This is a genomic window from Aquicella lusitana, assembly GCF_902459475.1.
Classification (GTDB): Bacteria; Pseudomonadota; Gammaproteobacteria; order DSM-16500; family DSM-16500; genus Aquicella; species Aquicella lusitana.
Genome location: NZ_LR699114.1, coordinates 641,838 through 661,528 on the forward strand (window position 1 = coordinate 641,838; position 19,691 = coordinate 661,528).

20 protein-coding genes are annotated in these 19,691 nt (G+C 42.9%); 11 read left to right on the forward strand and 9 right to left on the reverse strand.

Annotated elements, in window-relative coordinates; translation table 11 throughout:
- Positions 1 to 64: 64 nt before the first annotated feature.
- Positions 65 to 2,986, reverse strand: coding sequence for a hypothetical protein (locus AQUSIP_RS02970; RefSeq protein ID WP_114833587.1), 2,922 nt, complete (start codon positions 2,984 to 2,986; stop codon positions 65 to 67).
- 302 nt (positions 2,987 to 3,288) lie between these two features.
- Between AQUSIP_RS02970 and AQUSIP_RS02975 the strand changes: the two genes are divergently transcribed.
- The 8 genes from AQUSIP_RS02975 to rlmKL all read left to right on the forward strand — a co-directional run bounded on the left by AQUSIP_RS02975 (position 3,289) and on the right by rlmKL (position 10,270).
- The gene (locus AQUSIP_RS02975; protein ID WP_114833586.1) at positions 3,289 to 4,029 is read left to right on the forward strand and encodes a hypothetical protein; all 741 of its coding nucleotides are present in this window, start codon (positions 3,289 to 3,291) and stop codon (positions 4,027 to 4,029) included.
- A complete protein-coding gene (locus AQUSIP_RS02980; protein ID WP_332066535.1) occupies positions 3,960 to 5,180 on the forward strand; it encodes a protein kinase family protein in 1,221 nt (406 codons plus the stop codon). Before AQUSIP_RS02975 ends, AQUSIP_RS02980 begins: the two co-directional genes overlap by 70 nt.
- 160 nt (positions 5,181 to 5,340) lie before the next feature.
- Positions 5,341 to 6,060, forward strand: coding sequence for a DUF2520 domain-containing protein (locus AQUSIP_RS02985; protein WP_114833584.1), 720 nt, complete (start codon positions 5,341 to 5,343; stop codon positions 6,058 to 6,060).
- Entirely contained in the window at positions 6,057 to 6,848 is a 792-nt protein-coding gene (gene panB / locus AQUSIP_RS02990) for a 3-methyl-2-oxobutanoate hydroxymethyltransferase (RefSeq protein ID WP_114833583.1), read from the forward strand. The genes AQUSIP_RS02985 and panB overlap by 4 nt, the downstream gene beginning before the upstream one ends.
- The gene (gene panC, locus AQUSIP_RS02995) at positions 6,826 to 7,587 is read left to right on the forward strand and encodes a pantoate--beta-alanine ligase (protein WP_114833582.1); all 762 of its coding nucleotides are present in this window, start codon (positions 6,826 to 6,828) and stop codon (positions 7,585 to 7,587) included. The genes panB and panC overlap by 23 nt, the downstream gene beginning before the upstream one ends.
- Positions 7,588 to 7,602: 15 nt before the next feature.
- Complete coding sequence (gene panD / locus AQUSIP_RS03000) at positions 7,603 to 7,929, forward strand: aspartate 1-decarboxylase (protein ID WP_114833581.1); 327 nt, start codon at positions 7,603 to 7,605, stop codon at positions 7,927 to 7,929.
- A 10-nt stretch (positions 7,930 to 7,939) separates the two neighbouring features.
- The gene (locus AQUSIP_RS03005) at positions 7,940 to 8,725 is read left to right on the forward strand and encodes a type III pantothenate kinase (RefSeq protein ID WP_114833580.1); all 786 of its coding nucleotides are present in this window, start codon (positions 7,940 to 7,942) and stop codon (positions 8,723 to 8,725) included.
- Positions 8,726 to 10,270, forward strand: coding sequence for a bifunctional 23S rRNA (guanine(2069)-N(7))-methyltransferase RlmK/23S rRNA (guanine(2445)-N(2))-methyltransferase RlmL (gene rlmKL, locus AQUSIP_RS03010; protein ID WP_114833579.1), 1,545 nt, complete (start codon positions 8,726 to 8,728; stop codon positions 10,268 to 10,270). It begins immediately after the preceding gene.
- 17 nt (positions 10,271 to 10,287) lie between these two features.
- On the opposite strand, the gene AQUSIP_RS03015 is transcribed toward rlmKL, so the two are convergent.
- From AQUSIP_RS03015 to AQUSIP_RS03040, 6 genes are all read right to left on the reverse strand, one after another.
- Positions 10,288 to 10,632 carry a DMT family protein gene (locus tag AQUSIP_RS03015; RefSeq protein ID WP_114833578.1) on the reverse strand — a complete coding sequence of 115 codons (345 nt, stop codon included), beginning with the start codon at positions 10,630 to 10,632 and terminating at the stop codon, positions 10,288 to 10,290.
- A gap of 183 nt (positions 10,633 to 10,815) precedes the next feature.
- Positions 10,816 to 11,301 (reverse strand): TIGR03067 domain-containing protein, encoded by a 486-nt coding sequence (locus tag AQUSIP_RS03020; protein ID WP_114833577.1) that lies wholly within the window; start codon positions 11,299 to 11,301, stop codon positions 10,816 to 10,818.
- A 144-nt stretch (positions 11,302 to 11,445) separates the two neighbouring features.
- On the reverse strand, positions 11,446 to 11,961 hold the full coding sequence (locus tag AQUSIP_RS03025; protein ID WP_114833576.1) for a DUF302 domain-containing protein: 516 nt from the start codon (positions 11,959 to 11,961) through the stop codon (positions 11,446 to 11,448).
- Between the two features lie 65 nt (positions 11,962 to 12,026).
- Positions 12,027 to 14,027: a serine/threonine-protein kinase gene (locus AQUSIP_RS03030; protein ID WP_114833575.1), complete on the reverse strand. Its 2,001-nt coding sequence runs from the start codon at positions 14,025 to 14,027 to the stop codon at positions 12,027 to 12,029.
- Between the two features lie 72 nt (positions 14,028 to 14,099).
- Positions 14,100 to 14,417 (reverse strand): hypothetical protein, encoded by a 318-nt coding sequence (locus tag AQUSIP_RS03035; RefSeq protein WP_114833574.1) that lies wholly within the window; start codon positions 14,415 to 14,417, stop codon positions 14,100 to 14,102.
- A 61-nt stretch (positions 14,418 to 14,478) separates the two neighbouring features.
- Positions 14,479 to 15,684: a serine hydrolase domain-containing protein gene (locus AQUSIP_RS03040; protein ID WP_114833573.1), complete on the reverse strand. Its 1,206-nt coding sequence runs from the start codon at positions 15,682 to 15,684 to the stop codon at positions 14,479 to 14,481.
- Between the two features lie 169 nt (positions 15,685 to 15,853).
- Between AQUSIP_RS03040 and AQUSIP_RS03045 the strand changes: the two genes are divergently transcribed.
- The gene (locus AQUSIP_RS03045) at positions 15,854 to 16,336 is read left to right on the forward strand and encodes an FKBP-type peptidyl-prolyl cis-trans isomerase (RefSeq protein WP_267896342.1); all 483 of its coding nucleotides are present in this window, start codon (positions 15,854 to 15,856) and stop codon (positions 16,334 to 16,336) included.
- A gap of 62 nt (positions 16,337 to 16,398) precedes the next feature.
- On the opposite strand, the gene AQUSIP_RS03050 is transcribed toward AQUSIP_RS03045, so the two are convergent.
- Both AQUSIP_RS03050 and AQUSIP_RS03055 read right to left on the reverse strand, forming a co-directional pair.
- On the reverse strand, positions 16,399 to 16,716 hold the full coding sequence (locus AQUSIP_RS03050; RefSeq protein WP_114833571.1) for a BON domain-containing protein: 318 nt from the start codon (positions 16,714 to 16,716) through the stop codon (positions 16,399 to 16,401).
- A 26-nt stretch (positions 16,717 to 16,742) separates the two neighbouring features.
- Positions 16,743 to 17,297 carry a L,D-transpeptidase gene (locus AQUSIP_RS03055; protein ID WP_114833570.1) on the reverse strand — a complete coding sequence of 185 codons (555 nt, stop codon included), beginning with the start codon at positions 17,295 to 17,297 and terminating at the stop codon, positions 16,743 to 16,745.
- Positions 17,298 to 17,513: 216 nt separating this feature from the next.
- Between AQUSIP_RS03055 and AQUSIP_RS03060 the strand changes: the two genes are divergently transcribed.
- Together AQUSIP_RS03060 and AQUSIP_RS03065 are read left to right on the forward strand one after the other, a co-directional pair.
- On the forward strand, positions 17,514 to 17,834 hold the full coding sequence (locus AQUSIP_RS03060; protein WP_114833569.1) for a hypothetical protein: 321 nt from the start codon (positions 17,514 to 17,516) through the stop codon (positions 17,832 to 17,834).
- A 115-nt stretch (positions 17,835 to 17,949) separates the two neighbouring features.
- Entirely contained in the window at positions 17,950 to 19,545 is a 1,596-nt protein-coding gene (locus tag AQUSIP_RS03065) for a hypothetical protein (RefSeq protein ID WP_114833568.1), read from the forward strand.
- Positions 19,546 to 19,691: the final 146 nt, after the last annotated feature.

Below are 19,691 nucleotides of genomic sequence, written 5' to 3' on the forward strand. Positions count from 1 at the left end.
ACATGAAGGAAGGGTGGGTAGGTAAATAAATTTTTATTATATTTTTCATCGGGTTATGATGATCCTAGGTGTGAGGGCGAAATGAATTTTTCACGTCGGCTTCTGCTTTATGGGTATTTTCAATGTTTTCAATCGCCTCATTAATGGCGGTTTCAATTTTTCGAGAATATTTGCCAGGAGTGTCCTGCGGGGACGTTGTTTGGTTTCCAGGGAGGCCGGAAGCTATGGCGGTATTTAAATTCTTGAGCGCATAAAGCCATTCTAAAATACTGGCTATGGATGTCGGTGAAGTCTTATTCATTTCATATTTAATATTTGCCAGACACGCTTGAATCGCATTCAATTGGTTTAAATAGACAGGATGTTTTTGCTCCAGTTTTCTGAAATCATTTTGACATTCAATAAGCGGCATTAAAAGCGAATTTCCTTTAATTCCTTCTTTATCTAACGGTATACGTTTGAATGCGTTCAACTTATTGATTTGATCCATATCGAGTTGTTTTTTATGGTTCCTTAAATCACTTTCTACAGCATCCATAGGTAAAAATTCAGTATAATCATTTAGGCTGCTGATTTTTTTAATCATGGTTGCCATGCTTTGTAATTTTTCTGCTTGTTCTTTATCTTCATTGGTCGTGGCGGCTAATTTATCCTGAACGGTTTTAGTAAGATCGTGATATAAATTCATTAACTTCATATATTCATTATTGGAAGTGCTACCAGAACGATCAGTTGTCATGGCAGGTTGCGATTTTAATTCACGCAACAAAGCTTCCCGCTCTTTTTCAATTTCGTTATAAAAAAGCTGTAATTTAGCGACTTCATTATCTATGTCGACATGGCTTTTTTGGGTTTTATCATTTGATATGGTATCAACAAGCGACCGTATTTCATTTTCATCTAGTCGAATATTTAATTCACTAAACTTTTCTGCCAATTTTAAACCCAGTTCGTCCTTGGATTTGGCATTTTCTATGGCATCATTGACGCTTTTGATCCAGGCAGTATTATCTGTCAAAATGGATATGTCATCCAACTGATCAATGTGCCGCATTAAACAGTTGCGTATTTCTGCATTTAAGAAACTTGTATTTATAGCCAGCTGGCATAAAAATGTATCACCGATAATCTTGGCAAAATTGGCGTTCATGTGTTGCGAAGAAATAAGCTCTCTTGTTCTTATTTTTGTACCGCCGTATTGCTTGTCCAGATTTAATCCAAGTTGATGTTCTGAAATAATTTCCTCGGCTTCGTCGGTAAATTTCTTTCTTAATTGCTGAGCTTGATCAACAATATCTTTGTCTCCTGCGCTTTCTCTTTTTTCGTTGGCAAGGCGTATACCTTCTCGCAAGGCAATCTTTAACATTTCTGTTCGGAACATAAACTGTTTTTCTTCCTCACCAGGCGCCACTTTTTGTTGGCTTTTTAGAAAATCTTGTATTTCCCTCGTGGACATGGGTGTCGCTTCAGCCGTTTTACGCCTTGCGGGTATAGGTGAAGTTGATCCAAGGCTTCTTCTGAGCCAATTTTCACTTCGCTGCGACATTTTTTGCTGTTCATCGAGCGTTCTTCTCACTTTTGGACTTTTGGTAAGCTGATTGACATTAATGTCCCTTGTGGGAGGAGGGGTGAGAGGTGAATGAGCGTCTTTTGATTCCGGATTGTTATCAGGGCTGAGAGTTTGAGATGCATTTAAAGTAGATTCTTTTCGCCTTTGCACTTTTGCAGCCTCATCTTCTTTGCCTTCTTTTGTTTGGAAGTCTTGCCAAACCTGTTGTACACTTTTAAAAAGATTGTCCTGTTCAAGAATATGTGCTTCCAATTCATGTTGGTCTAATACACTGACTTTTTTCCCTCTGATTACATTTAGCCCTTTGCTTACCTGGTGTCCCGGGTTTTTATTGATAAAACTTCTCAGCACTGTTGAGAATGAATATTCTCGTATGAGCGGCCCACCTTTTTTACTTAGGTCATCACCTTTATCAAGCGGTTGATTGCTGCTCTTCATTTTTTTAATTGCATTCTGGAATTGATTAGGATAGGAATCAGTTATAACAAGCGATTCTGCTATCCCATTACTGATATAGATAAGTGAAGGAGGCACTTTAGAAAAAATGTAGCAATTATTGTATTTGGCTTCTTTCAATTCATCCTCTGTGAGTGGATTCTCAAGCAGATAGATATCATTGTCTTTTGCGATTTCTTCAACCAACAAATGCTTGGTTAAATAAAGCCCTTTAAATCCTTCGTCTTCTTTGATTTTTGCCTCTATCCTGGGCCATTCATCGGTATAAAATGCACTCTCTCTGACGACTTGCCCGAAGGCGTGCAGTTCCACATCTTGGTCTGCGGTGTTTGCTATTTCAATAGACATTTTCATCCAAAATTGTTTCAGGAGATTTTCCGGATTGGTGCTCCATCCTATTCCCCATGAAATGCCATCAAATAAACTGCCAGCCAAGGAGCCTTCCAGTGTCGTTTTATTATCTGCTTGTGCGAGTAGGCCCGCATAGCGTTGGTTGATTTTAGACCACAACACAACGCCGCCTTTTATTTCGTTGCCAAGTTCATTTTTTCTGAAGGCATCAAATTTGACAAGACATGCCATGACATTATTTAAGGCACGTTGAAAACTATTAAGCGCATCCACTGAACCTTGTGTATCAGATACTTCTTTTAACGCATTGGAAAATATCTCGACCTCTTTTGTAATTTCAGCTGCAAATAGTTGGATGCTTTTCAGGTGATTTTCTTTGGATGCTAATTGTGATTCAAGCTCATGAATATTGTTTAGCAAAGCACTTCTTTCAACTTCATTTAAATTTTTCGGATCTGTTTCTTTCATTTTTCTCAATTGTGATTCTAGTTTTTTTACCTCTATGTCATTATCAATGACCAGGTTTTCCAGTCTTGATAGAAAAGTTTTTTTAGAATTGGTCCAGCCTTCTTCATTAAAAGAACCAAATTTAGATGGGGTTGGCACCATGCTCCTCTCCGCCTAATTTTTGGATTTTTATTATTTTGTTAAATAACTGTTTTAAGTATAGTTGACGGTTTTTAGTTCTATATTGTTGCGCTTTTTTCTTTATTTTTGATTGGATTAGACGGCAAGGCCGGGGTCTTGATTGGTGTGAATAGGAGAGTTTTTAATAACCTTTTGAATATTAATGCATTTTAAAGCGCCTGCTACTTGCGTGTACAAGCTTGTTTTATTAAGCATTAATATTGCATTAACAATCCTCTGGTATATTTTTGCAGATCAATTTTAATAACTTACTGATAAAAATCATGCAATCACACAAAACCAACCTAAAACTGACAGCTAGCGAATCCAGGCTGGACTTGACTTCAAGAAGTAAAAAAGGCCGTTCCATTATTGTTTCAGATCACGATCCTGACCTTCAGGCTGAACTGGTGCATCGGGTTTCCGAAAGTGAAAAACGCGAAATAATGAAAGCGTGCCCGGGCTTCAGTGAAAAGAATTTTATTCGTGACGATAAAGTGGAGTCAGCACCTTTTAAGGTCGTATTGGGTGAGGGTACCTACGCTAAAGTTGTGTTAGGAAGGTTGTTGGCAAGTGAAGAAACACCGCAGTTAAATAATAATAAAGATTACAAACGTTTTATTGCCGTGCGGAAGGTTAAGTCAAGTTCTGCTTTGTTAGAAACGACCGAACAGGATCGTAAAAATGTTTTAGAAATGGCTGAGAAGGAATTGGAATTGCATGAAAAACTTAAATCTTCCAAGGCACTGGCGGCAGATTTGCCTATCGTGCTTTTTGCCAGCCACAAGAAAAACAAACGTGAAGAAGACCAGATTTATCAGGCGCTGCCATTAGCTGATTTTGGTAATGGAATAAAATTGATAAAGTCCATCCGCAAATCATCGCTAACAAATGATGAAAAGAACACGGATTTTATATTAAATCGCTTGTTAGAGAGGTTTGTGCATTACATGCAATCAGTTGTTTTATTGTCGACCTTAAACCGGAAAATTTGTTGCTCAAGAGTAGCGGAGAATTACAGTTAACAGACTTGGGAGCCGCTACTTATTATCACAATGGTCCTGAACAAGCTCCCCTGTCACCATCAAATTTCTCAGACAAAGGTTATCTGCATCCCATCTCCTTATATGAAATCGCGAAGCAAAAGAGAGTCCCGGATTTGAGCCGGTTAGTACGCGACAGATTAAACGACCACTTTGCGTTAGCCCTTACCATCTTGCAACTCTGCCATCCTGACTTGCAGGAATTTGTAGTTCGTCGAATGATAAGGAACACAAGGAATTTTGAGAGACGATATGAGGATGCGGATGCACATTATCAGGATGTGGTGTCTGACTATACTAATATTATTGATGAGCTGAAAAAACTGGATAGTTTTAACAAACTTCACCCAGATTTGGCCGGGTTTCTACTTCAATTGCTTAATCTCGATTATCACAGTATTCAACCATTAAATGACATGGCCAATGGTTGTCAGAATTATTTCGCTGTCGGTAGTGAAGATGAAGAAGAGGCAAGACAATTATTTAGCAGAATGCTTTCTTCTCAGGCCAACACTAAGCAACCCGTACAAGATAAAAAATTATCATTGAGTTCACCCGTTTTGCTCGGCGGTTATGTCGGTACAGTGGCTGAAGAAACTAAAGTCACGTCTACCGCATTACCCATCATTCAGCTAGGCCATAAAAAAGAAAAGCTGCTGCAATCTGAGGAAGATATATCAGAAATTAAGGCTGATCCGCATTCAGATCTGAGCCAATCTCGTTTTACTTCCACCGCGCTGATCGATAAGTTGAGCAGGATTATTCATGCTGATAACTATTGGCAGGCCAAATCGTCCGCTTCTAAAAATAAAAAATTCATGCCTGCGCTGAATGAAATGAAGCAGATTCTTCAAGCATTAGATGATTTTCAAAGCGAAAACGAAATCCTGGCCGCTTTGGCGAAAGTCGTTTCTACGAATAAGAATCATGGCGTCAGTGCTTTCAATTTATTTCCTTCCTGCGCGCCGCTCTCTCCCCAAAAAATCCTTTTCCAGGCCATAAAAAAACTGGCTACTGATGTTCATCATCAAAAGTCATTAATAGACCTGGAAATGCTTCATGAGGCGGCAACAGGGATGGAGAAGAATGAAAATCTTTCGGGCAGACGGAAGGTGCCTAACCTGCAAAATTAACAATCGCATAAACCCTGTCACTAGCCACAGGGTTTTTATCCCTACTTGCATTAATCGGCGGCATCCTATACATTAACTCCCGATCTGACCCTCGGCAGGGCAGAGACATGACGTAATATTGTTAAAGAGTTGCCGCCCTGTGTGGCTTTAGGACTTGATCATGAGACAAGTACCGCATTATCTCCTTATCGGCAATGGCCGTGTAGCACGTCATCTGCGTCATTATTTTTCCCAGCTTAATATCAGCTTTGATCACTGGCATCGCCATGAGCCGATCGCAAGGCTCGAGCAACTGCGTGATCGTGCTTCGCACATTCTGTTATTAATCAAGGACAGTGCGATTGACGCATTTATTCTTCAACACTTGGCAGATACCTCCGCTTTAAAAATCCATTTCTCCGGGTGTCTTGTGAGCCCGCTTGCCTGCGGCGCTCATCCCTTAATGACTTTCAATACAAGTCTCTATAGTTTGGAACAATATCATCAGATTCCGTTTGTCATTGACCATGATGCACCTGATTTTACAGAGTTGTTGCCGGGCATTCCAAATCAACATGTGAGGCTCCATACTTCCCTGAAATCCAAGTATCATGCGTTTTGTGTATTGAGCGGTAACTTTAGTTCACTGTTGTGGCAAAAGTTGTTTCAAGCTTTTGAGAAAGAATTAAATCTGCCTGCTTTGATTGCGCACCCTTATCTTTTTCAGCAAATGCACAACTTGGTCAGTGACCCTGCCAGTGCGCTTTCCGGTCCGTTAACACGCAATGATATTGATACCATCGAAAAAAACCTCGCTGCATTGGCGTCAGATCCTTTTCAGGAGGTATATAAAAGTTTTGTCCATTGTTTCCAGCAATTGAAAGAGCGAGGGTCGATATGAACGTTTTGGATTTTTATACCAAGAAACAAAAGGGCGATAAAATCAGCATGATTACTTGTTATGATTATACCAGCGCCCGTCTTTTGGCGGAGACGCCGGTGGATTGTTTACTGGTAGGCGATAGTGTTGCCATGACGATGCACGGTTACAAAGATACACTCTCAGCAACGCTTGAGATGATGTGCTTTCATACCTCGGCAGTGAGTCGCGGCGCGGGGAATAAATTTATTGTCGGCGATATGCCGTTTTTAAGCTATCGAAAATCACTCAGCAAAAATGTAACGGCTGCGCAGGTATTGATGCAGGCAGGAGCGCATGCTGTCAAACTGGAATGTGCTGCAGGCAATGCAAAACTGGTCCGTCATTTGACGGAATCGGGCATCCCTGTGATGGGTCATTTGGGGCTTACCCCGCAATCGGTTTATGCGCTTGGCGGCTACAAGGTGCAAGGCAAAACACAGGAAAGCGCAGCACGGTTAAAAGAAGACGCACTGATTTTGCAGGAAGCGGGCTGTTTTGCCATTGTGCTTGAATGTGTCCCTGCACCACTTGCAAAAACTGTCACGCAGCAGCTTTCTGTTCCCACCATAGGCATTGGTGCAGGCCCAGATACCGATGGTCAAGTACTCGTCTTTCAGGACCTGCTCGGTTTGAATCAGGATTTTAAGCCCAAATTTGTTAAAGCGTTTGTCAATGGTTACGAGCAATTAAAGCAAGGTATTGAAACCTATATCAGTGCAGTGAAATCAGGGGAGTTTCCGCAGCATGAACATTGTTTCGAAAATTGATGCCTGGCAAGCAATACGTAAAGCTTGCGCGGGCAAAACAATTGGTTTTGTTCCCACGATGGGGCATTTGCACGCAGGCCATTTGAGCCTGTGTGAGCGTTCCCGCAGAGAGAATGAAATTACGGTGGTCAGTATTTTTGTTAATCCAACGCAATTTAATCAAGCGAGTGATTTCGATCTTTATCCTCGCACCCTGGAACAGGACACTGCCATTCTCGCTTCACAGCAGGTGGATTATCTGCTGCTGCCGGATGCAGAATCATTATATCCAGACCATTACCAGATCCAGCTCACTGAAACTGAAATGAGCAGGGAACTGGAAGGTGAATACCGCCCTGGACATTTTAACGGTATGTTGACTGTCGTGTTGAAACTCCTGAATCTGGTGCAACCGGCGCGTGCGTATTTTGGCGAAAAGGATTACCAGCAATTGCTGCTCGTTAAAAAAATGGCGGCCGCGCTTTTTTTACCTGTCGACATTGTTCCGTGTGAGACCATCCGGGCTGAAGACGGGCTCGCTTTAAGTTCACGTAATTCCAGGCTCAACACAGAGCAGCGGCAAAAGGCGGCGCATTTTCCACAATTATTGCAAAGCCACCAGCCGGTCGAGCATATAGCAGAGCAGCTCAAGGCCTTGGGTTTTAAGGTCGATTATATTGTGGAGAAATGGCAGCGACGTTTAGGCGCTGTCTGGCTGGATGATGTGCGTCTCATTGATAACATTTCTATTCATAAATAAGGAGCGCTTTCTTTTATGCTGATCACCGTACTGAAATCGAAAATTGCTTATGCTACTATCACGCAGAAAGAATTATTTTATGTGGGCTCCATTACCATTGACGAAGACATCATGAAGCGGGCCAACATTCGTGAAAATGAAAAAGTCCAGGTAGTGAACTTAAATAACGGCGAGCGCCTGGAAACGTATGCGATTAAAGGGAAAGCAGGTAGCCGCATTTTTAGTTTAAATGGCGCTGCCGCCAGAAAAGCGGAAATTGGCGATAAAATTTTTATCATTTCCTACGCGCACATTGACGCATCTGAATCGCTCGAACCCGTCATTGTAGATCTGGAACATTAAGGAGAAGAAGATGCTGTTGTGCCTGGATGTTGGCAATACTCATATTTTGGGCGGTATATTTGACGAAGATAAACTGATCGCGCGCTTTCGTTACGCGACACATTTGATTGGAACCGCAGACCAGTTCGGTATTTTTTTGCTGAATATCCTCCAGGCTAAAAAAATAGCGCCGGAAAATATCCATGCCACAGCGATTAGTTCGGTTGTGCCCAGTTGCGACTACACGCTACGCCATACGTTTTCACTTTATTTCGACACGTCGATTTTTATGTTGCAAGCAGGCGTGAAAACAGGATTGAACATTAAATATAAAAACCCAAATGAAGTGGGCGCTGATCGTATCGCAAATGCCATTGGTGCTGTTAATGCTTTTCCAAATAAAAACCTGATCATCATCGATATGGGCACAGCGACGACGCTTTGCGCCGTCACTAAAAAACGGGATTACCTGGGTGGCACCATCCTGCCGGGCATGCGGCTTGGCATGGAGTCATTAAAACTGAATACAGCGAAATTAATGGAAGTGGATATAGAAGCAGCAACGGCTTATTTGGGGCGATCCACGCGTGAAAGCATTCAGGCGGGATTGTATTATGGTCAGTTGGGCGCGCTTAAGGAAATCATTGCCGGCTACAAACGCGAAGTTTTTGCTGATGAGCCGGTAATGGTCATCGGAACAGGCGGGTTCGCGCAGTTATATAAAGACAAATCATTATTTGATGTGATTCTGCCTGATCTGGTCCTGCAGGGACTGGGTAAGGCATATGAGCTGTCTTTGCAAAATGGAGAAAAGTAATTGAGCAATCAAGCACAACTTCTTTTTGCTACCGCACCCAAAGGTCTTGAACTGCTTCTCGTAGACGAACTACGTGCATTAGGTGCCAAAGACGTAAAGGAAAAACGGGCGGGAGTTGCTTTCACAGGCGACTTGTCATTGGCTTATAAGGCTTGTTTATGGTCACGACTCGCAAACCGCATTTTGCTGCCGCTTGCCACTTTCCCTGCTGCCACACCCGAGGCTTTATACGCTGGCGTGCAAACGATTAACTGGGAAGAGCATATCGATCCCGAAGGAACACTGGCGGTGCATTTTGTCAGCGCGCAATCTGCTATTACCCATTCGTTGTTCGGTGCGCAAAAAGTCAAAGATGCCATTGTGGATCAGTTTCGCGAAAAATTTGGTGTTCGTCCCAGTGTAGCACGCGAAGCGCCGCAGGTCAGTGTGTATGTGTATTTACATCGAGACCAGGCGGCTATCAGTCTGGACTTATCCGGCGAGAGTTTGCATAAGCGGGACTATCGCGTGAGTGGAGGGGAAGCCCCGCTGAAAGAAAACCTGGCAGCTGCCATTCTGCTGCGATCCGGCTGGGAAACAATAGTAAAAGAAAAGGGAACATTGCTGGATCCCATGTGCGGCTCGGGAACCCTGTTAATTGAAGCCGCACTGATTGCAGGTAATATTGCGCCTGGCTTGCTGCGGCATTATTTTGGGTTTCTGGGCTGGAAAAAGCATGTGCCTGCGCGCTGGGAAACATTGGTCGCGGAAGCTGAAAAAGCACGCCAAGAGGGTATGGCAAACTTGCCAGTGATAGTGGGTTACGACCATGATCCTCAGGCCATCAAATCAGCGTTTGAAAATATTGAACGCGCCGGTTTGCGTGGAAAAGTGCATGTGGAAAAGCGTGAGTTGGCTGCTTTTGTGCCCAAACCCAATGCAAAACCGGGGCTGGTGGTGGTGAATCCACCCTATGGCGAACGGCTGGGTGAAGTTGAGGAATTAAAAACATTGTATGCCCTGCTGGGCGAACGATTGAAGCAGCATTTTGAAGGTTGGCACGCTGCGCTTTTTACTGGAAATCCTGAGTTGGGTAAGCAGATGGGTTTGCGATCCCGACGTTCCTATGCTTTTTTTAATGGTGCTTTGCCCTGCCGATTATTTCTCTTCGATATAGAACCTGAGTGGTTTGTGGATAACAGTCCTGAAGCAGAAAATGTACGCCGCATCCGTCAGGCAAAGCGCGCAATCACGGAAAAAGATCAGCAGGCAGTGTCCATGTTCGCTAATCGTCTGCGTAAAAACCTTAAGCATTTAAAGCGTCAGGCGAAGCGACAAGGGCTAACATCGTACCGTGTTTATGATGCAGATATCCCTGAATATGCGTTTGTGATTGACTTGAATGTCGACTCGGCTGAGGTGCGGGAATATGAAGCACCACGATTTATTGATGCAGAAAAAACTATACAAAAGCGTCAGGCGGTGCTGGCGCTTTTGCCGGAACTCTTGGAATTGCCGCCTGCGCGCATTTTCTTTCATGAACAATTATTGCGAAAGAAAAAATAGCAGTCGTTTTTTTTGCCTTAACGGAAAATGAAAAAAACCGCACCTGCGAGACAGCAACCTGCCCACAGAAAATTCCAGTTGAGCGGTTGGCGCATGTATAAAATCGCGAAGGGTACAAAAACAGCCAGCGTGATGACTTCCTGCAGAATTTTAAGCTGAGCCAGGCTCAAGTGCGCGGCGTTAAAGCCAATGCGATTGGCAGGCACCTGAAATACGTATTCAAAAAGCGCTATGCTCCAGCTCGCCAGAATAGCGATCCAAAGGGCTTTATGGCTTGCCTCTTTGAGATGCGCATACCATGCAAAAGTCATGAATGTATTGGATAGGCCCAGCAAAAACAGGGTTTTTAAAAAAGGATGCACAATTTAAACTCGTCCGCGATCAATGAATGCCAGATTGGCTAATTAGTATACCGAGCGAGTTTGTTCTGTTCAATAAATAGTAGTTATGTGGTTAATAAATGTGTCCCTAAACCCTTCAAGGGTTTGTTGGGTCCTGCGAACAAGTCGCGTGACGGGAGAGGGCAAAGGCAGTAACCTATTCGGCTAGGACCCAATGCGCTGCCAGACTTCATAAACCTCGCCTTGTTGTGCGGTGAAACTGGTTGGTCGGGGCTTGTCTGGGAAAGCAAAATTCAATTTCAGAATGTCGTGATCCAGCTCGTAAATACCTTTGAATGCTTTGCCTTTATAAGGGCCTTCGTCCGGAATCAGATCAATCGTATGTGGGGTTGCGGTGGCATCGACCACAATTTTTCCCGTTTTGCTTTTTGGAAAACCACCCATGAAATTGGGGAAAGTCAGGTCGGCATTTTCTATATAAAAACGGTTGTCAGCTGTAATGTTGTAGCGGAATTCGCGAAAGATGGAGTCTGCTAGCCACTTCGTATTGAGCTGGCAGGCAATTACTTTCCAATTGCCTTTGAGGCCTGTATCAATCTGTTGTTCTGACCAGGCAACACTCGAAGCTGTCAGGATAAATAGGGTCAAAACAAGTTGGCCGAAGAAACTTTTTATGTGCATACGCATCATTTTTTTCTCCTCAATCAATCTTCATGAGCATTTAGAAATAGTATAAAACATTCTGGTTTTTTAAGATAATATTATTATAAATCAATAACATAAAGTCACCCAAACATTAAGCGAGCCGATGCACAGTTAAATAAACACCCTCTATTATTCTGATGTCTTCGCTGGCTTGCCTGTTACATCAGTTAGGATGGTTGAAAAAAGTTTGTCCATTTGCATAAAAACAGCTTTATTTTTTTTAATGCCATAGCGTTTTGCGATGGCGCTTGGGGCGAGATAGGCCAGGTGAGTCATACCATCCGATGTGCGCCAGGCGAGTATTTTAAGCGGTAAATCGAGGCCAATCAGCGGGTTTTCCTGTAGCAGCAGCGTGCCTGCTTTAGGGTTGCCAAAAATAAGCATTTCCTCATCAGGCAGCATCAGGCCGGCTTTGTTTGCATCCTTACTGAAATTAATTCTGGCAAAAATGATCACGCCTTTTTTAGACAATCGTTCGCTGATGCGGTCAAGGGTTTCAGTGACCGAATAAGGACTTTGATAACGGATAACTGAATCTGAATGCGCAAGATCGCGTTCAGAATTAACAGCAAAAGAAGCAAGCGGCAGCAAACATAAAGCGGATGCAGTTATTAGCATGATAGAAATGAGCCATCTTTTTTTCATAAATCCTCCTCAGGGCGAACGGTTAGAAGTTTTGTCGTGTACAGAGTAAATCCTCCTAAAAAATCCTATAATTTGTTCGAATGTTGATGGGATTGCTCCATCGCATGGATGGCTTGCTTAATATTTTTACGCAAGCGGCTCGTGCCAAACAAGCCCGTTTTCATCGTTTTTAAACTACTTCGAAGCGACTGGGTCAGCATGGCTACATCAGATATCTCATCAGTATAATTAAGTATTTTTTGGATGCAGTCGAGCCTATCATCTGAGCCGGCTCGATCGGGTTTTGCAATCGTTTCAGGAAGCAATGTAGATTGAATATAAGATTTAATGGCCTGTCGTATGTTGTTTCTTAAGCAGCTCAACTTGTCGAGCTGATCAGTCATTTTTAAACGGTGCATAATGCGATTATAAGACTGCATATGTACGGGATAAGGTCCTGTTTCAATTGCATGGGTGAGGTTAGCTAGGCGTAATTGGAATGCCGGTATTTCTGATTTAAAACGTGCATTTAGCGTGACAAGATTATCAAGTGTTATTTCACGGCGGTTCTGTTTATTTAAAATAACGTCAATATCTCTGAACAATTCGTAAAGCTCACGGATCATTGTGCGATGATTAGATTTTTCTGAAGTTGGATCAAAGTTAAGGAACCAGCTGTTTTTTTCGACGACGTCCAGCATATCAAGCATGGTGTTGAGATGGCCGACGAACTCAGTCAGTATGGACTGTGTTCGTTGTTTAACGGCTTCCTTATCCTGGTTTTTAAGATCATTGAATGCCTGAATCCCGATTGTTTCGATCAATTCATTCAAGGCATAGAGTGAAGAAGGGATATGATCCATCGTATTATCTATCACTTCCTGAATGCAATCTAGAATGTTTTTTTCTTGCACCCGAATTTTTTTTAAAGCCTCGCGAGCAGCCATGGCTTGCATATGCGCTGACTGAACGTCGGTGGTTTCATTAGGCGGTAGGGTTCGCAATTTTCTTTCCAGATATATTGCATCAAATAAATCGATCGCCCATTGTGATGAACCACGTGAGCTTTTTTTATAAGCTGTCAGGCATCTTAAAATCATTTTAATTTTGGTTTGCTCATTTATTTGCAAGTCATTGATATTGTGAAACAGGTTTTCAAATTCTGGTTGATAGTTTTTTTCAGTCGATTTTTCTATTTCATCCGGTTTTCTAATCTCTGATCGCCAAACAAGTCCCAGCACTAGCCCGAGGGAAAAGCGATCTGATGCTTCGTCCATCTTGCCCGTCATGCCAATCGCCTCAGGGGGTGCATATTTGCGCGAACCGCAATAGTGATGGTCATCCTTGTTTGCTTTTCGCCCTAGGCCGTAATCAATGATGTAGACTTCGCACGTCTCTGGGTCAACGAGAATATTTTCCGGTTTGATATCCCGATGAATCAGTCCAAAATCATGGACCTGTTCCTGCAAGGCGCGCAATAAGTTAATGGAAAGCAGCAGACGTTTTTCGGTCGAAAGCGGATTGATCTCCGCTTGATCACTGGCTAAAAGCCTAATCAATGTTTCGCCTTCAAATCTACGCATGACCAGGTAGGAAGTAGCCGACTGATTTTCTTTTTCGATAACGGTAATGTATTTGGCATGTAAATGAGCAGCCATCCTGGACAATTCGGCTTCTTTTAAAGCCTCCTCAAGAGACTCTTTATCGGGGTGCTGCTGGATTTTGGTCACGCGCTGTTTGTTCGTTTTATAGTGAAAGCCCTGGTCTTTTAGCGGCGCTAATGTTCCCAAAACTTCATACACACCACCGTAATTACCTGAACCCAGACAACGATCACCGAGAACACTATAGCGTGCCTCCGTGCGATGGGTTGAAGAATTAATCTTTTGCCGGTAGATGAGCGTATGGGTTAAGCGGATGCGGTATTCAATTTTTTTATTGTCAAGCGTGTCCAGTATGAGCGGGTATTCTGTACCCGTATTCATTTCCAATATATGATTTTTTTTTAAATGCTCAGCCAGGTGCTCGAGCACTAAGGCCGATTCATGATTCAGATGAGTAGGGTCAATAAGGATTTCACGCATCATGCTTGTGCTGCCTTATGTTTTTAGGATCTAATACAGAACCTTGGCAAAAAATTATAACATAGGCAGTTTGTTCTAGCGTAAATATTGGAGAAGCGGAATAAGCGACACAACAAGAATAAGTGCGATCAGGGGCGCAATGGGTATTAAAAGAAAAATAGCTGCCATCGGCAGTTTTTCGAAAACCCGCTTGGCGCACACAACAATGACGAATAAATATAATAAGGCCAGAATAATGCCGGCAAGCAGCCAGTTTTCACCGCGATGTATATAAAACATGGCGACACAGAATGTGGCGATATAAAAAGAAATTAGCGACTCAAGCGTGATTTTAACAAAAGGTTTCCAGGAAACGGTACTGGTCTGTTCATGCTGGTTTATTCGGCTCATCATCTTATCTTAGTGCCATTGTTTGAATAGTTATTCATTATATATCATGCCATGTATGGAGTCATTAAACGGGTTTGCACTTTAGTTTAGGATAGTTTTCCTGAACGAGGTTGAATACCTGCTTCATCAGTTCGCCTATATGGTCATTCTTGGCGTCGACAGCGCTATTAAAAACAGCAGAAATAATCACGCCATTGCAAGGCGTGTAGAGATAGATTGCCCTATAACCCAGGGTTTCTCCTTCGTAATACCAATATCTTCCCATATGCTTATCGAAGCCCTGCGCAACACCCAGACCGAATGCGCGTGGATCCGTCGATGTTGTTTCCTTGACTGGTTTGCCTGTTTGCTCGGAGACTATTTGTTTCAGCTTAGTTTGCTGTGCTTCGTCCAGGATGACGTGTTCAGTAAACAGGGCTTTTACCCATTTGATAATATCTTCAGTATTGGAAACAGCACCGCCTGCAGCCGCAGCCCAGGACAGATTATTATTTTGTAAATTTTGGCCAACGAAATTGGGGCTGTCATACTGATTATAGTTATAGCCGTGAGCAAGTCTGGACTGAATGGCTATTTCGGTAGCCGGTACAGGATAGAAAGTATTCTCCAAGCCAGCTTTGTTGATTGTTCTCTCATTTAATTCCTGGGTGAAGCTGTGTTCAGTTATTTTTTCTACAATCATGGAGGCCAGTATATAACCTGTATTCGTATAAAAATAACCCTGTCTCAAAGGAGGGGAAAGCTCACCTTTTGGGTAGACATAGCTGACTAATTCCTCACTTTTCCATCTCCTCAAGGGTTGATGGAATTCATCAACATTCCATAAGGGCGTATCGGAATAGTTAGGCAGGCAACTGGTCATGTTGAGGAGGGACTTAATAGAGATCTGGGGCCATTTGCTATACTGAGGCAACCATTTTTCCAGCGTATCATCGATGCTTAATTTTTTTTCTTTTTCGAGCTGCAGAATAATGGCCGCCGTAAATGATTTGGTAATGCTGCCAATCTGAAAAAGTGTATTGGCAGTGATGTCACGGCCCGTTTGGTCATCATGCGCCGTCCGTCCAACATAATAATTTTTGATGTCTTCACCGGGGATATAAATGGAGAGCGCACCGCCCGAAAAATATTCCTTATCTTTATATCGATTATAATGTTCTACCAAACTTTTCTGTGCTTTTTCATTAAAACTGACATCCGTGTTTTGAGCATGGCTGGCAAGTGAAAAGCAAAACAAGGCTCCCATGACGATGCTGCGTATATAAAACATAATCCGCCTCCCTGTGGTCTTGGCATTAGCATATCATAAGAAGGTAGTTTTTGCGCGCAGGAAAATATTGCCATACTGTGTTTTTAGGCTTAAGCTGAGTGACTTTAAATGGATCAAATAACAGGATGCGAGCATGAAGCAATTAACGATTATTATGCTGGGGATTGGCATGTTGTGCACCAATGCTTATGCGCAAAGTAATACCAGCACAACACTACCGGCAACCAGCCAGCAAACAGAGGTACAGTCACCTGCGATGAAAAATAAAACTGAAGGCGAAACTTTTTTAGCTGCAAATAAAACCAAACCAGGCGTTGTTACCTTGCCTGATGGGTTGCAATATAAAATCATTACCGAAGGGACGGGGCCTAAACCCACAGCCAATGATGTTGTAACAGTGCATTATGCGGGCAGGCTTATTAATGGGAAGGAATTCGACAGTTCTTATAAACGAGGCGAGCCAGCCAGTTTTCCTGTATCCGCCGTGATTCCGGGCTGGGTCGAAGCACTTCAACTGATGAAAGTAGGCTCCAAGTGGGAATTATATATTCCAGCCCATCTGGCTTATGGCGAACGCGGCGCTCCACCTGATATTGGACCGAACCAGACGTTAATATTTGAAGTGCAATTGATTGATATTAAAAAGCAGTAGCTAAAGTACGTTTGAGTAAATAATCCCGTCATGCCAGCCAACATCGGGCATGACGGTTCACTTCAAAAACCATACGGCCTAATTTCGAGCGTTGAGTGTACTTCTCTTACATTCGGTACCGATCGCGCGAGTGAAACAGCCGTTCTTGCCTGATTAGGATTAGACACATAGCCGTCAAGCGTAACAACGCGTTCAGAAGTTGAAACATAAATAGGTTGATAGGCGAGGCAGCGGTCATTATTTAATTTGTATACGACGGCTGAAGTGATATCATCGTCCGTACAACTGCTGCAAATGGGGTGCCGAGTGGACGCGCACGATACACAAAATGCGAATAACACAATGAGTATCACGTGCTTTAAGTATTTTGTTTTCTCCATACAAGCCTCTCCTCTATCTATTTTTTTTAATAAGGCCGGATAATCACTTTGGTCCCTAGATAACGATTCGAAGCCTTGGGCTTTTCTACGAAATGATAGCGTAGCCACTTTGCATCATCGAGGTGAACACGCACGCAGCCATGACTGACATTATCAAAGCTAACATCTGTTGAGCCATGCAATGCCTGGTTACCGCTAAAAAACATGCAATAAGGCATTGGTGCACCGCCTCCGGGTAAGGGATATTTGCTTGAAACGCAACTGCCGTCGCCCAAGGAGTAAATTCTGAAATGACCCACTTTAGTGCGGCAATCACGATCGATATCACGGCACCAGTCATCCCCTGCGGTCGCTATTCCCCAGCGTATTAATTTACCTTTTGGATTATATGCACCCCACACATGACGTTGGGGATCAACAACAATCGCTTTTTCTCCTACAGGTCGAATAAACTCGGGAAGTGGTGCATCCTGGGTGGCATAAGGCGATCCACTTATTTCAAGAATCTGGGCATAGGAATAGAGCGGCGATAAAAAAACAAGGCGGATGCGATCGCCATCCATTTTGCTGGCATATGACATCACTCCTTCTCTTATTTACTATTATTTTAGCCTAAATCGTTGTTGCCATGGGATTTTCATGGGTATCATGATGAAATAAATAAAAATTGTGTAACAACGCCTCTGTTGCATTAGGCATTGCAAAAAACAAGTAAGCATCAAATAGTGTATTTCAGTAGAAATTGACGTCAGATGCTAATTTTGTTAGGGTGAAGCAGTTTTTTGCTCAGGTGAAGTATGGCGTATTTTAGAAAACAAAAATTAATCAATCTATTCGTTATGTTTTTGTTGTTTTGGATGACGACAGCACAGTTCAGTTTGAGCGTCAGGCCTGAGGCGGCAAAACAAACGGCGCAAACGATGGTTTCAACTTGTCATACAAACTCGAGTATTAAAATTTTGACACAGCCATCATGCCAGAATATTAGTCAGTTCCTCGCCATTCTTTCTGCTGATTTGAATACTATCCAATTTCTGGTGGGCATAAAACCCTTTTTTATTCCTGTGATTTTATTACCGCTTTCGCGTATTGTCCCCGTCTTTAAACCTCCAAAATAATTTTGAACAACTACATAACAAAAATATTTAACCTGAGTGTACTTGTTTAAGAACGCTTTATTTTGTCATTGCCCAGCGCACTGGCACAGGCGTGTAATGATTTTGGAGCTATTTTATGTATAAAAAAATTTGCATTGTTTTTTCTTGTTTCTTTTTGTTTTTACATCTGGCTTATGCGCATGGTAATTCGCAGATTGGAAAAATTAAGTTCCCGACATCCGGCAGCAAAGTGGCACAGCCTTATTTTGAAAAAGGCGTGGCATGGCTTCACAGCTTTGAATACCGTGAGGCGCGGGCCTATTTTAAACAGGCAAGAAATATTGACAGAGATTTTGCATTAGCTTATTGGGGAGAGGCGATGACGTATAATCATCCGCTATGGGGTGAACAGGAGTTAGGTGCAGCCAATAAAATACTCAAGGCACTTGCGCCTACTGCTGCCGATCGTGTCCGCAAGGCAAAAACACCTAAGGAAAAAGGATTGATTCATGCTATTAACCTGCTTTACGGCAAAGGCGAAAAAAAGACACGGGATGAAAATTATGCGGAAGCGATGTGCCAGCTTTATCGCCGGTATCCTGCAGATGACGAGATTGCAAGTTTTTATGCGCTGGCTTTGTTAGGTGTGACAGAAGGGAAACGGGATTTCCGAACCTATATGCAGGCGGCAGGTATTGCCGAGGAAATCTATGGCCGCAACCCGCTACATCCAGGAGCGATGCATTACGTGATTCACTCTTATGACGATCCCATTCACGCACCGCTAGGCCTGCGCGCAGCACGCAGCTACGCCAAAATAGCGCCGGATGCCTCGCACGCATTGCATATGCCTTCGCATATTTTTCTGGCACTGGGATTATGGGATGACGTTATTGTTTCAAATAAGGCTGCTTGGGAAGCGGGTGTAAAACAAAATAAGTTTTCCAATCCCAATGATTACACCATTGACGATTTGCATGCGCTGGAATGGTTAAGCTATGGTTATCTGCAGAAGGAACAATATCCCATGGCGTATCAAGCTACCAAAACCATGGAAAAGATCGCGGAAGGCAGTGGAACGCCCATGGCGAAATGGTATTATGCTCTAATGCGCGCGGCTTATATTATTGAAAGCGGTGATTATAAAGCTGATCTAATGTCATTAGACATGACAAACATAGAGCTTTCCGCAACCGCAGCAGATTTATACACAAATGCGCTGATCGCACTCGCTAGCAAAAAAGGCAAAGCAGGAATAGAGGCGGCTAATGCGGAGCTAGAAAAGCTTATGCAAAGCATTCCTGAACACAATCCTAGGCAGGATACGTATGAGAATTATTTTACTTCCATTACGCAGAGTGGATTGATTGCAGCGAAGATTATGGTGCTTGAGTTACAGTCAATCATCAAAATGCGCGAAGACAAAATAACGGAAGCAAAAAAATTACTGAGACGCGCAGCAGCGCTTGAAAACGGCGTGAGTTTTGGCTACGGACCGCCCATACCGGTAAAACCGTCCTATGAATTACTAGCAGCACTTTATCTCAAAACTGGTGAATATAACGCTGCTTATCGTGAAGCAATGGTTGGCTTAAAGCGTATGCCCAATCGCATCCAGGCTAAAGAATTGGTCAATATGGCGGCAGATAAACTCAAGGCAGCTAAATTACCCATCCCTGAAAAAATCAGGCCCTATTTTAATAAGTTGCTTGTGCCTGATTTTTATCAATGATTGAAATGCGAATGGCGATGATCGGTTCCCTGTGCAGTCACAGCATGGGGAGCCATGCAAATGATTTACTGTTAACTTAAGTCGTTATACGCTGTTGCAGCTTTATTTAAACTCGTATAATAGCAACAGGATCTCCATCGCTTAAT